The sequence below is a fragment of the Salmonella sp. SSDFZ54 genome (genome assembly GCF_004010735.1).
GTDB lineage: Bacteria > Pseudomonadota > Gammaproteobacteria > Enterobacterales > Enterobacteriaceae > Salmonella > Salmonella enterica.
The window spans coordinates 1,353,957-1,365,716 of record NZ_CP034819.1; the positions used below are offsets into that span (position 1 = coordinate 1,353,957).

Genomic DNA, 11,760 nt, shown 5'->3' on the forward strand with positions numbered 1-11,760 from the left:
TCCGGCTACGAGATTAACGTTTGTAGATGAACTCGACGCCTTCTTCGTCGTCTTCATCCCAGTCGTCATCCCAGTCATCGTCTGCGTCTTCTTCCACTTCAGCCAACTGCTGGCGATGATAATCGTCCCACATGAACTCGACTTTTTCCGGCTGTTTTGCTTCTTCAGCCTGCGCGATCGGATTCTCGATGATAAAGGTCATCACATCCCAGCAGAGATCTTTCACCCCTAGCTGACTGGCAGCGGAAATCAGATAGTATTTCCCTTCCCAGCCCAACGCTTCGGCGATCGCTTTCGCTTTCTCTTCCGCTTCGGTTTTATCCATCAGATCGATCTTGTTGAACACTAACCAGCGCGGTTTAGCCGCCAGATCCTGGCTGTATTTTTCCAGTTCGCCAATAATGATACGGGCGTTTTCCACCGGATCGGAACCGTCGATCGGATCGATATCAATGAGGTGCAGCAGTACGCGGCAACGTTCGAGGTGCTTCAGGAAGCGAATCCCCAGGCCCGCGCCTTCCGCCGCGCCTTCGATCAACCCCGGAATGTCGGCCACCACAAAACTCTTTTCGCTGTCCATACGTACCACGCCCAGGCTCGGCACCAGCGTGGTAAACGGATAGTCCGCGACTTTCGGTTTTGCTGCCGATACCGCGCGAATGAACGTTGATTTACCGGCGTTTGGCATCCCCAGCATCCCGACATCCGCCAGCAGCATCAGTTCCAGCAGCAGGTCGCGCTTATCGCCCGGCGTACCATTGGTTTTCTGGCGCGGCGTACGGTTAACCGAGGATTTAAAACGGGTATTGCCTAACCCATGCCAGCCGCCCTTCGCGACCAACAGACGCTGACCGTGTTTGGTCATGTCGCCCATCGTTTCACCGGTTCCCTGGTCGATAACGCGCGTACCGACCGGCACTTTGATGGTCACGTCTTTACCGCGTTTACCGGTACAGTCGCGGCTCGCGCCATTCTGACCACGTTCAGCGCGGAACGATTTTTCAAAGCGGTAATCGATCAGCGTATTCAGGTTTTCATCGGCTTCCATCCAGACGTCGCCGCCGTCGCCGCCATCACCGCCGTCCGGGCCGCCTTTCGGGATATATTTTTCGCGGCGGAAGCTCACACAGCCATTACCGCCATCGCCTGCAACGACCAGAATCGATGCTTCATCAACAAACTTCATTTTATTCTCCGTAAATCATTCGCCTGAGCGGGGTTGCGAAACCACCGTTTCATGCTTGCGTAAACCGCCCCAAATACGATGACCAATGGCGGAATACATCGCGCCCGCAACCACGACAAACGCACCGAGATAACCTAAAAGGTTTAACATCGGTCTGGCGAAGAAATCGGGCCAGGCCATAGATAAAAGATCTGAAAACAGCAGGGTAAATAGCGGTGTAAGCGTGATTATCGCGCTCACCTGCGCCGCCTGCCAACGCGCCATCGCTTCCGCCAGGGCGCCATATCCTACCAGCGTATTTAGCCCGCAGAAAATCAAACAGGCGAGCTGCCAGTCGCTCAGTTGCGCTATCACCATCGGTTTTGCCAGCGGCAAGAGCGCTATCGTACATAAAGTGTACAGTAAAAACAGGATCTGCTGCGAGGCCAGACGTCGCAATAATACTTTTTGCGCCACGCCATAGCTCACCCACACCATCGCCGCGCCTACGCCAAAAATAACGCCCCAGGTGTAGTCGGTCAGTCGGGTAAAAATCTCGATCAGACTGGTGTTAAAAAACATCACCAGCCCGCTCAATAACATCAGCGCGCCAATCACCTGCGTACCGCGCATCTTTTCTTTCAGAATAAAGACGCTGGCGACCATCATGCCAACCGGCGAGAGCTGGCCGATAACCTGCGACGCGGTTGGGCTTAAATATTGCAGGGAAGAACTGAACAAAATGAAATTACCGAACAGTCCGCAGGTCGCTATCGCCAATAACACCAACCAGCGCGGCTTACGAAAAATACGCAGCGGCGGCAGCTTTCTTTTTACTGCCAGTATCGCCCCGAGGCCAATACTGGCCATTAAGAAGCGGTAGAAGACAATGGTTGAAGGCTCCATCACCTCCAGCACTTGCTTCATTGCTATTGGCAACGCTCCCCAGCACATCGCGGTAGTGAGCGCTAAAAGAATGCCAATGCCTGCCTGCTGCTTCATGCCGTGTTCCCTGCAAAGACCCGTTAACGGCATTCGCACAGCCACACGGGTATATTTTAGTCGGCCATCGAATGTAAAAAGCCCCGCAACAGGTGCGGGGCTTTCATCCGTTACCGGACCACAAAAAACTTACTCAGCAACGATGCTGATGTATTTACGGTTTTTCGGGCCTTTAACTTCGAATTTCACTTTACCGTCTGCTTTAGCAAACAGAGTGTGGTCACGACCGCAACCAACGTTGGTGCCAGCGTGGAATTTAGTACCACGTTGACGAACGATGATGCTGCCTGCCAGAACTGCTTCACCGCCAAAGCGTTTTACGCCCAGACGTTTAGCTTCAGAATCGCGACCGTTACGAGTCGAGCCGCCAGCCTTTTTATGTGCCATTTAATCTGCTCCCCTAATCTTAAGCGCTGATGCCGGTAATTTTCACATCAGTGAACCACTGACGATGGCCCTGCTGCTTACGGTAGTGTTTACGGCGACGAAACTTAACGATTTTAACTTTCTCGCCACGACCGTGGGCAACAACTTCAGCTTTGATTACGCCGCCATCAACGAAAGGAACGCCGATTTTGACTTCTTCACCGTTTGCGATCATCAGAACTTCAGCGAACTCGATAGTTTCGCCAGTTGCGATGTCCAGCTTTTCCAGGCGAACGGTCTGACCTTCGCTTACTCGGTGTTGTTTACCACCACTTTGGAAAACCGCGTACATAAAAAACTCCGCTTCCGCGCACACCTTTCAATGATTCAGAGCGCGCTATAAATATTCACAATAGGGCGCGAATATTACGCAAATTGCACGGCTTTGACAAGTGCTACCATCAATACATGAAGAAAAAAAACACAACGCATACGGTAACGTTTATCTGCGGCGTTTTTTCAGTACAATCAGGGTATATTTCTAACCATAAACCCTACGTTACCTCATTCAGACATGGGATAATCGGGGCGATAAGCCCGGCTTTTGCGATGAATTTAGAAAAAATCAACGAGTTAACCGCGCAAGATATGGCGGGTGTCAATGCGACAATCCTTGAACAGCTTAATTCCGACGTTCAACTGATTAATCAGCTAGGATATTACATTATTAGCGGCGGCGGAAAACGCATTCGTCCGATGATTGCCGTTCTTGCCGCGCGCGCGGTGGGTTATCAGGGTAACGCGCACGTGACTATCGCCGCTCTGATCGAGTTTATCCACACGGCGACGCTGCTACATGATGATGTGGTGGATGAATCCGATATGCGTCGCGGCAAAGCGACGGCAAATGCCGCTTTCGGTAATGCCGCCAGCGTGTTGGTCGGCGACTTTATCTATACCCGCGCCTTCCAGATGATGACCAGCCTCGGCTCGTTAAAAGTGCTGGAAGTGATGTCGGAAGCGGTCAACGTGATTGCAGAAGGCGAAGTGCTGCAATTGATGAACGTGAATGACCCGGACATTACCGAAGAAAATTACATGCGGGTGATTTACAGTAAAACGGCCCGTCTGTTCGAAGCCGCCGCCCAGTGCTCCGGTATTCTTGCCGGTTGTACGCCTGAGCAAGAGAAAGGGTTGCAGGACTATGGCCGCTACCTTGGTACGGCTTTCCAGCTCATTGACGATCTGCTGGATTACAGTGCCGACGGCGAGCATCTCGGTAAAAATGTGGGTGATGACCTCAATGAGGGCAAACCTACCTTACCGTTGCTTCACGCCATGCGCCACGGTACGCCAGAACAGTCAGCGATGATCCGTACCGCTATTGAACAAGGTAATGGCCGTCATCTTCTGGAACCGGTTCTGGAAGCGATGACCACCTGCGGCTCGCTGGAATGGACGCGTCAGCGAGCGGAAGAAGAAGCCGACAAAGCGATATCCGCGTTGCAGATATTGCCGGATACTCCATGGCGTGAGGCGCTTATCGGTCTCGCACACATCGCGGTGCAGCGCGATCGTTAATGCCGTTCTCTTATCCCGCGTACTGCGCGGGATATCCCATTAAGTTCTAATAAACTCCAGATACCCTATCGCCTGTCTTTCACATACTCATCCAGGATTTCCCCTGGCATATTCTGAATATTGCCGCCACTTACATGAACTTTTTAGAACATTCCTTCACGAAGCGTTATAGTATCGAACGTCGTCGGGTTGTTAAAACCGTAAGTGATTAACCTAAGGAGTGATGGATGTATGGAAAGCAAGCTTATTGACTGGCATCCGGCCGATATCATTGCCGGACTACGTAAAAAAGGGACTTCAATGGCCGCTGAGTCACGCCGGAATGGATTGAGTTCATCCACGCTGGCCAATGCATTAACGCGCCCGTGGCCGAAAGGAGAGTTGATTATCGCGAAAGCATTGGGAACGGAACCCTGGGTTATTTGGCCATCGCGTTATCACGATCCGCGCACGCATGAGTTTATCGACAGAACGCGGCTTATGAGAGCGCGTAATAAAGACAAACAGAATGTAGAGTAAGTGCCTGTAAAATAACCCCCGCAATCGCGTTCGCGGGGGTTATTAAGCGTACAGAAGGTTATTCGCCTTTCACGCGTTCAATATTCGCGCCTAGCGCGCGCAGTTTGTCTTCGATGCGCTCATAACCGCGATCGATGTGATAAATGCGATCCACAATCGTCGTGCCTTCCGCAATACAGCCCGCCAGCACCAGGCTCGCAGATGCTCGCAGATCTGTCGCCATGACCTGGGCGCCAGAGAGCGTTTCTACGCCATGGCATATGACGGTATTGCTTTCAATTTCCGCACGCGCGCCCATGCGGCTGAGTTCAGGCACGTGCATAAAACGGTTTTCAAAGACGGTTTCAGTGATAAAGCCCGTCCCTTCCGCCACCAGGTTCAGCAACGTGAACTGCGCCTGCATATCGGTCGGAAATGCCGGATGCGGCGCGGTACGGACATTGACCGCCTTCGGTCGTTTGCCGTGCATGTCCAGACTAATCCAGTCCTCGCCCACTTCGATATCCGCGCCAGCATCGCGCAGTTTCGCCAGTACCGCGTCCAGAGTGTCCGGTTGCGCGTTACGGCAGAGGATTTTGCCGCGAGAGATCGCAGCCGCCACCAGGAAAGTCCCCGTTTCGATACGATCCGGCAGCACACGATAAACGCCGCCGCCCAGACGCTCTACACCCTCGATCGTAATACGATCGGTGCCCTGCCCGGCGATCTTCGCCCCCAGCGTAACCAGGAAGTTAGCGGTGTCGACAATTTCCGGCTCGCGCGCGGCGTTTTCAATGATGGTCGTCCCTTCCGCCAGCGTAGCGGCGCACATAATGGTGACGGTCGCGCCGACGCTGACCTTATCCATCACGATATGCGCCCCTTTAAGACGCCCTTCGACGGAGGCCTTTACGTAGCCCTCTTCCAGCTTGATGGTCGCACCCAGTTGTTCCAGACCGGTAATATGCAGATCAACCGGACGCGCGCCAATAGTACAGCCCCCCGGCAGAGAGACTTGTCCCTGACCAAAACGGGCAACCAGCGGCCCCAGCGCCCATATCGAGGCGCGCATGGTCTTAACCAGATCATAAGGCGCGCAGAACACGTTCACCTGGCTGGCGTCAATGTGTACCGATCCATTGCGTTCCACTTTCGCGCCTAATTGGCTCAGGAGCTTCATCGACGTATCCACGTCTTTCAGTTTTGGAACGTTTTGGATCTCTACCGGTTCTTCTGCCAGCAGAGCGGCGAACAGGATCGGCAGCGCGGCGTTTTTGGCGCCGGAAATTGTGACTTCGCCCTGGAGCGTCGTTGGCCCCTGTACACGAAATTTATCCATTATTGTATTCTCAGTTAAGCATTCATCTCCGCTACCGGCAGGTTACCCGTAGCTTAAAATCCGTTAAGTTTACGATCGCGCGCCCATTCCGCCGGGGTATATGCTTTGATCGATACGGCATGGATACGGTTGTCCGCAATGTACTCCATTAGCGGCCCATAGACCGTTTGCTGTTTCTTGACCCGGCTCATGCCGTCAAACATCTCGCCCACGGCAATAACCTGAAAGTGACTGCCATCGCCGGAGACGTGGACTTCCTGGAGGGAGAGGGCATTCATCAGCACACTCTGAATTTCATGATTTTCCATGGGTTCTTTATTCGTCAAATAGTGAAAACAGCCCAACATCTTAGAGCAAAGTCGCGCCGTCTTAAATAAGCAAAAGATTACGCTGATAAATCAGCGCGGTAAAAGTGCCGGATGGTGCTGCTAACGCAACTTATCCGGCCTACGGGGATCATGCGAAGTGTAGGCCGGATAAACCATCCGGCATTCATTACATACGGGGAAGTACGTCTTCGGGCAAGTTATATAATTGCGCCAGCGCGTAAACCTTGTCGTTAACGCCAGACAGCGACACGGCATTGCCCTGCTTTTTTGCCTGGTTCACAAGGTGCGCCAGCAGCGCCAGTCCCCCCGTATCTACCCTGGAGATCTGGCTCAGGTCGATACGGGTAACGCCATTCATCGCTTCTACGCGCGCGTCCCATAGCGGCGCCAACACGTCCTGATCCAGCTCTCCCGCCAGCACCAGAGTGTCCGCCTCACGCGTCCAGGTGAGTTGCGGCGTCATTACTGTTTCTCGTCCAAAGTAATTTTCTGTTGAGAGATAGATTTCAGTTGTGCGGTCAGGCCGTCGATGCCTTTAGTACGCAGCAGGTCGCTCCACTCATTTTGCTTGGTGGTGATCATGCTGACGCCTTCCGCAATCATGTCATACGCCTGCCAGTTGCCGGTCTGGGTGTTTTTGCGCCACTGGAAATCCAGGCGTACCGGCGGACGACCGTTGGGATCGATAATCGTTACACGGATAGGCACAATGGTCGCATCGCCCAGCGGTTGCTCAGGCGCTATCTGGTAAGTCTGACCGTGGTACATCGCCAGCGCCTGACCGTATGCCTGTTTCAGGTATTCGCGAAACGCTGCAAAATAGGCTTCACGCTGCGCCGGGGTCGCCTCTTTGTAGTAGCGGCCCAACACCAGCGCGCCGGCATATTTTACCTGCACGTACGGCAGAAGTTCCTGATCAACAACGTCTCGCAGGTAATCCGGATTGGCACGAATTTTCGGCTGTTCGTTTTTCAGGCGATCAAACGTTTTCTGCGCCGCCTCGTTCATCAGTTTATAAGGATTGCTCTGATCCGCTGCCGTTGCTGCGCTTAATGGCGCAATGACCAGCAGGGCCACCATCATCAGTCGTTTAAACATGCCTCAATTCTCCTGAGATTATTTCGTTTCGCCCGCGGGCGTTGTGGCTTCAGTATGACCTTCCGTTGCGGCTGGCGCATCGCCAGAATTCTTATTGTCGTCGCCTTTGCTGTTATAAAGGAACTGGCCAATCATATCTTCCAGCACCATTGCAGACTTGGTGTCCTGAATCGTACTCCCATCTTTGAGGATAGACGTTCCCAGCTCAGGATCTTCAAAACCGACGTTTAATGCCAGATATTGCTCCCCCAGCAGCCCGGAAGTACGAATACTCAACGAGCTGGTATCGGGAATATGGTTATAACGCTCTTCGATGTCGAGCGTTACGCGCGGCAGGTATGTTTTCGGATCAAGCGAGATATCTTCAACCCGCCCGACAACCACCCCGCCGATGCGTACCGGGGAGCGCACTTTCAGACCGCCGATGTTATCGAAGGTCGCATAAACCTTATAGGTCGGCTCCGTGCGCATAGAGGTCACATTTGCCGCCTTCAGGCAAACAAACAGCGCCGCCAGCAACGCTACCAGCAAAAAAACGCCTACCCAAATTTCATTTTTTTTCGTTTGCATGAACTCAATTCCCAAACATCAGTGCGGTCAGCACAAAATCCAGCCCCAGAACGGCCAACGATGCGTGAACCACGGTACGCGTCGTTGCCCGGCTAATCCCGGCAGAAGTCGGTATTGCGTCATAACCGTTGAATAACGCAATCCATGTTACCGTAATGGCGAACACCACGCTCTTTATCAGACAGTTCACCAGGTCCATACGCCAGTCGACGGCATTCTGCATCGCGGACCAGAAGAACCCGGCGTCGATTCCCTTCCAGCTTACGCCGACCAGCGAGCCGCCCCAGATACCGACCGCCACAAAGATAATGGTCAGTAGCGGCAACGAAATCACGCCCGCCCAGAAGCGCGGCGAAATCACCCGGCGCAATGGATCGACCGCCATCATCTCCATACTGGAGAGCTGCTCCGTCGCCCGCATCAGGCCGATTTCCGCCGTCAACGCCGACCCGGCCCGCCCGGCAAACAGCAACGCCGCGACCACCGGCCCCAGCTCGCGCAGCAGCGAAAGCGCCACTAACATGCCAAGACTGGTCTCCGCGCTGTAAGTAGTCAGAACCAGATAGCCTTGCAGCCCCAGCACCATACCGATGAATACGCCGGAGACAATAATGATAAGCATCGACAAGACGCCCACATTATAAAGCTGGCGCACCAGCAGCGGCGCATGTTTGCGAAACTCCGGCTTACCGATAATCGCATTGAATAACATTAACCCGGCGCGCCCGAACGTCCTGACGGTTTTGATCCCGCTGTGTCCGAGTGCTGCCAGCGCATTTAACAGCATGAGTGGCTTAACTCCCTGTTTCGAGTAAATCAAGGTGATAGTCGCCCGCCGGATAGCGGAACGGAACCGGCCCGTCGGCAATACCGTCAAGGAACTGACGCACGCGCGGGTCCGTATTCTCCTGCAACGCCTGAGCGCTACCGTGAGCGACGATTTTTTTGTCCGCCATGATCCAGGCGTGATCCGCAATACTGAGCACCTCTGGCACATCATGCGAGACCACCACGCAGGTCACGCCCAGCGCGCTGTTCAATTCTGAAATCAGCTTCACCAGAACGCCCATGGTAATCGGGTCCTGGCCGACAAACGGCTCATCGAACATGATGAGATCCGGTTCCAGAGCGATGGCGCGCGCCAACGCGGCGCGGCGCGCCATCCCACCGGAGAGCTCGGAAGGCATCAGTTTTGCCGCGCCGCGCAGCCCGACAGCTTCCAGTTTCATCATCACGACGCTTTTTAGCAGCGGCGCGGGTAAATTGGTGTGCTCCCGTAGCGGATAGGCCACATTGTCAAACACGTTCATGTCGGTAAACAGCGCTCCCGACTGAAACAGCATACTCATACGTTTACGGACGGTGTAGAGCCGCGAACGGGACATGGCCGGCACATTCTCGCCATCAAATAAGATCTCGCCCTTATCCGGCGGGATCTGTCCGCCAATCAGGCGCAACAGCGTGGTTTTACCGATGCCCGACGGCCCCATGATCGCCGTGATCTTCCCGCGCGGCACCGTCAGGGAAATATTATCGAAAATGCAGCGTTCGCCACGGGAAAAGCTGACGTCGCGCATATCGACTAAATTGGCCGCAGACTGACCCATTGATTCATCCTTCGTATTGCCTTGTTGAGGTAACCATGGCGCTGAATTTAACCATGGGTTCGACATAATTACAGAATATTAACTGACAGGGTTAGCGAAAGCTGGCATTCGTTTTACTTTTTAGCCGCATAAAGTCAAAATTAGGACTTCGTTACGGCTTCCAGATATCCCTTCCAGGGGACCGGCGAGTATACCTGAAGAAAGGACTTTAGATGCTTTTAGCGATGGCGCTACTCATAATTGGTTTGCTTCTGGTGGCCTACGGCGCCGATCGTCTGGTGTTTGCGGCCTCTATTTTATGCCGTACATTCGGTATTCCCCCGCTGATCATCGGGATGACGGTCGTGAGTATCGGCACCTCGCTGCCGGAAATTATTGTGTCGGCCGCCGCATCGCTACACGGTCAGCTCGATTTGGCCGTCGGCGCGGCGCTCGGTTCTAACATCACCAATATTTTGCTGATCTTAGGGCTGGCGGCGCTGGTTCGTCCATTTACCGTGCATTCCGATGTTCTACGTCGCGAATTGCCATTAATGTTATTTGTTAGCGTGGTAGCCGGTTCCGTACTGCATGACGGACAGTTAAGCCGCAGTGATGGTATCTTTCTCCTGCTTCTGGCTGTGCTATGGCTGTTATTCATTGTTAAAATCGCGCGTCTGGCCGAACGCCAGGGGAATGACAGCCTCACCCGCGAACAACTGGCGGAGCTGCCGCGCGAAGGCGGGCTCCCCGTCGCGTTCTTATGGCTGGGCATTGCGCTGGTCATCATGCCGATGGCGACGCGCATGGTAATCGATAACGCTACGGTGCTGGCGAACTATTTCGCCATGAGTGAATTAACGCTCGGTCTGACAGTCATCGCCGTCGGCACCAGTCTGCCAGAACTGGCGACGGCGATTGCCGGCGTGCGAAAAGGCGAAAATGATATTGCCGTTGGTAATCTCATTGGCGCCAATATTTTTAATCTCGCCATCGTGCTGGGACTGCCTGCGCTGATCGCGCCGGGGGAGATCAACCCGCTGGCGTTTGGGCGTGATTATAGCGTGATGTTGCTGGTTAGCGTGGTTTTCGCTTTACTTTGCTGGCGGCATCCGCGTCAGATTGGTCGGGGCGCAGGTATACTGCTGACCGGCGGGTTTATCGTATGGCTGGCGATGCTCTATTGGCTATCGCCACTTCTTGTTGGATAACTGGAAACGGATTATGTCGCATTTAGCGTTGCAACCGGGGTTTGACTTTCAGCAGGCAGGCAAAGAGGTCCTGGAAATTGAACGTGAAGGCCTGGCGGAGCTTGATCAATATATCAACCAGCATTTCACGCTGGCCTGTGAAAAAATGTTCAACTGCACCGGAAAAGTGGTGGTCATGGGGATGGGGAAATCCGGCCATATCGGACGGAAAATGGCCGCCACATTCGCCAGTACCGGCACCTCTTCCTTTTTTGTACATCCAGGCGAAGCCGCGCACGGCGATTTGGGGATGGTTACGCCGCAGGATGTGGTTATCGCTATCTCCAACTCCGGCGAATCCAGCGAGATCGCGGCGCTAATACCGGTGCTTAAACGTCTGCACGTACCGTTAATTTGCATTACCGGGCGACCGGAAAGCAGCATGGCGCGTGCGGCAGATGTGCATCTGTGTGTTAAAGTGCCCAAAGAAGCGTGTCCGTTAGGCCTGGCGCCTACCAGTAGTACCACCGCAACGCTGGTGATGGGCGACGCGCTCGCCGTGGCGTTGTTAAAAGCGCGCGGCTTTACTGCCGAGGATTTCGCTCTGTCGCATCCTGGCGGCGCGCTGGGACGTAAGCTACTGCTGCGTGTAAGCGATATTATGCATACTGGCGATGAGATCCCGCATGTTAATAAACATGCCACCCTGCGTGATGCGCTGTTAGAAATTACGCGTAAAAATCTCGGTATGACCGTCATTTGCGATGAATCCATGAAGATCGACGGTATCTTCACCGACGGCGATTTACGTCGCGTGTTCGATATGGGCGGCGATATGCGCCAGTTGGGGATCGCCGAGGTGATGACGCCAGGGGGCATTCGCGTGCGTCCCGGTATTCTCGCTGTCGATGCGCTGAATTTAATGCAGTCCCGCCATATCACCTCCGTACTGGTTGCTGATGGCGACCAGTTACTCGGTGTGTTACATATGCATGATCTCCTGCGTGCAGGCGTCGTGTAGAAACTCAAGGATAAT

Annotated in this window: 15 protein-coding genes; 4 read left to right on the forward strand and 11 right to left on the reverse strand. The window is 53.9% G+C overall.

The annotated features are described in order from the left end of the window. Positions 1-13 precede the first annotated feature (13 nt). From cgtA to rplU, 4 genes are all read right to left on the reverse strand, one after another. Complete coding sequence (gene cgtA, locus EOS97_RS06845) at positions 14-1,186, reverse strand: Obg family GTPase CgtA (RefSeq protein ID WP_000673556.1); 1,173 nt, start codon at positions 1,184-1,186, stop codon at positions 14-16. A gap of 15 nt (positions 1,187-1,201) precedes the next feature. Next, a complete protein-coding gene (locus EOS97_RS06850) occupies positions 1,202-2,167 on the reverse strand; it encodes a DMT family transporter (protein WP_000813052.1) in 966 nt (321 codons plus the stop codon). A gap of 129 nt (positions 2,168-2,296) precedes the next feature. Further along, entirely contained in the window at positions 2,297-2,554 is a 258-nt protein-coding gene (gene rpmA / locus EOS97_RS06855) for a 50S ribosomal protein L27 (RefSeq protein ID WP_000940593.1), read from the reverse strand. 19 nt (positions 2,555-2,573) lie between these two features. Then, complete coding sequence (gene rplU, locus EOS97_RS06860; RefSeq protein WP_000271396.1) at positions 2,574-2,885, reverse strand: 50S ribosomal protein L21; 312 nt, start codon at positions 2,883-2,885, stop codon at positions 2,574-2,576. A gap of 257 nt (positions 2,886-3,142) precedes the next feature. Here rplU and ispB point away from each other — a divergent pair, with 257 nt between their 5' ends. Then, on the forward strand, positions 3,143-4,114 hold the full coding sequence (ispB, locus tag EOS97_RS06865) for an octaprenyl diphosphate synthase (protein ID WP_001047354.1): 972 nt from the start codon (positions 3,143-3,145) through the stop codon (positions 4,112-4,114). Positions 4,115-4,345: 231 nt separating this feature from the next. After that, a complete protein-coding gene (gene sfsB / locus EOS97_RS06870; protein ID WP_000444167.1) occupies positions 4,346-4,633 on the forward strand; it encodes a DNA-binding transcriptional regulator SfsB in 288 nt (95 codons plus the stop codon). Positions 4,634-4,691: 58 nt separating this feature from the next. Here the strand turns inward: sfsB and murA are convergent, their stop codons facing one another. The 7 genes from murA to mlaF form a co-directional block, all read right to left on the reverse strand. Continuing rightward, the gene (gene murA / locus EOS97_RS06875) at positions 4,692-5,951 is read right to left on the reverse strand and encodes a UDP-N-acetylglucosamine 1-carboxyvinyltransferase (protein WP_000357288.1); all 1,260 of its coding nucleotides are present in this window, start codon (positions 5,949-5,951) and stop codon (positions 4,692-4,694) included. Between the two features lie 53 nt (positions 5,952-6,004). Continuing rightward, complete coding sequence (ibaG, locus tag EOS97_RS06880) at positions 6,005-6,259, reverse strand: BolA family iron metabolism protein IbaG (protein ID WP_001518349.1); 255 nt, start codon at positions 6,257-6,259, stop codon at positions 6,005-6,007. Between the two features lie 187 nt (positions 6,260-6,446). After that, entirely contained in the window at positions 6,447-6,743 is a 297-nt protein-coding gene (gene mlaB / locus EOS97_RS06885) for a lipid asymmetry maintenance protein MlaB (RefSeq protein WP_000188843.1), read from the reverse strand. After that, positions 6,743-7,378: a phospholipid-binding protein MlaC gene (mlaC, locus tag EOS97_RS06890; protein ID WP_000476475.1), complete on the reverse strand. Its 636-nt coding sequence runs from the start codon at positions 7,376-7,378 to the stop codon at positions 6,743-6,745. Before mlaC ends, mlaB begins: the two co-directional genes overlap by 1 nt. An 18-nt stretch (positions 7,379-7,396) precedes the next feature. After that, on the reverse strand, positions 7,397-7,948 hold the full coding sequence (mlaD, locus tag EOS97_RS06895) for an outer membrane lipid asymmetry maintenance protein MlaD (protein ID WP_001193591.1): 552 nt from the start codon (positions 7,946-7,948) through the stop codon (positions 7,397-7,399). Between the two features lie 4 nt (positions 7,949-7,952). Continuing rightward, complete coding sequence (gene mlaE, locus EOS97_RS06900; protein WP_000925786.1) at positions 7,953-8,735, reverse strand: lipid asymmetry maintenance ABC transporter permease subunit MlaE; 783 nt, start codon at positions 8,733-8,735, stop codon at positions 7,953-7,955. A gap of 7 nt (positions 8,736-8,742) precedes the next feature. Next, a complete protein-coding gene (mlaF, locus tag EOS97_RS06905; protein WP_000531566.1) occupies positions 8,743-9,555 on the reverse strand; it encodes a phospholipid ABC transporter ATP-binding protein MlaF in 813 nt (270 codons plus the stop codon). Positions 9,556-9,767: 212 nt separating this feature from the next. Between mlaF and EOS97_RS06910 the strand changes: the two genes are divergently transcribed. Beyond that, positions 9,768-10,745, forward strand: a complete 978-nt coding sequence (locus EOS97_RS06910; RefSeq protein ID WP_000922736.1) for a calcium/sodium antiporter — start codon at positions 9,768-9,770, stop codon at positions 10,743-10,745. A 13-nt stretch (positions 10,746-10,758) separates the two neighbouring features. Next, positions 10,759-11,745, forward strand: coding sequence for an arabinose-5-phosphate isomerase KdsD (gene kdsD, locus EOS97_RS06915; protein ID WP_000018617.1), 987 nt, complete (start codon positions 10,759-10,761; stop codon positions 11,743-11,745). Positions 11,746-11,760: the final 15 nt, after the last annotated feature.

What these genes read in the sequence shown, in the direction of transcription:
- EOS97_RS06910 (WP_000922736.1), top strand. Translation starts at nt 9,768, where the DNA reads ATGCTTTTAGCGATGGCGCTACTCATAATTGGTTTGCTTCTGGTGGCC.
- sfsB (WP_000444167.1), top strand. Translation starts at nt 4,346, where the DNA reads ATGGAAAGCAAGCTTATTGACTGGCATCCGGCCGATATCATTGCCGGA.
- rpmA (WP_000940593.1), bottom strand. Translation starts at nt 2,554, where the DNA reads ATGGCACATAAAAAGGCTGGCGGCTCGACTCGTAACGGTCGCGATTCT.
- ibaG (WP_001518349.1), bottom strand. Translation starts at nt 6,259, where the DNA reads ATGGAAAATCATGAAATTCAGAGTGTGCTGATGAATGCCCTCTCCCTC.
- mlaC (WP_000476475.1), bottom strand. Translation starts at nt 7,378, where the DNA reads ATGTTTAAACGACTGATGATGGTGGCCCTGCTGGTCATTGCGCCATTA.
- cgtA (WP_000673556.1), bottom strand. Translation starts at nt 1,186, where the DNA reads ATGAAGTTTGTTGATGAAGCATCGATTCTGGTCGTTGCAGGCGATGGC.
- rplU (WP_000271396.1), bottom strand. Translation starts at nt 2,885, where the DNA reads ATGTACGCGGTTTTCCAAAGTGGTGGTAAACAACACCGAGTAAGCGAA.
- mlaB (WP_000188843.1), bottom strand. Translation starts at nt 6,743, where the DNA reads ATGACGCCGCAACTCACCTGGACGCGTGAGGCGGACACTCTGGTGCTG.
- kdsD (WP_000018617.1), top strand. Translation starts at nt 10,759, where the DNA reads ATGTCGCATTTAGCGTTGCAACCGGGGTTTGACTTTCAGCAGGCAGGC.
- murA (WP_000357288.1), bottom strand. Translation starts at nt 5,951, where the DNA reads ATGGATAAATTTCGTGTACAGGGGCCAACGACGCTCCAGGGCGAAGTC.
- mlaD (WP_001193591.1), bottom strand. Translation starts at nt 7,948, where the DNA reads ATGCAAACGAAAAAAAATGAAATTTGGGTAGGCGTTTTTTTGCTGGTA.
- mlaF (WP_000531566.1), bottom strand. Translation starts at nt 9,555, where the DNA reads ATGGGTCAGTCTGCGGCCAATTTAGTCGATATGCGCGACGTCAGCTTT.
- EOS97_RS06850 (WP_000813052.1), bottom strand. Translation starts at nt 2,167, where the DNA reads ATGAAGCAGCAGGCAGGCATTGGCATTCTTTTAGCGCTCACTACCGCG.
- ispB (WP_001047354.1), top strand. Translation starts at nt 3,143, where the DNA reads ATGAATTTAGAAAAAATCAACGAGTTAACCGCGCAAGATATGGCGGGT.
- mlaE (WP_000925786.1), bottom strand. Translation starts at nt 8,735, where the DNA reads ATGCTGTTAAATGCGCTGGCAGCACTCGGACACAGCGGGATCAAAACC.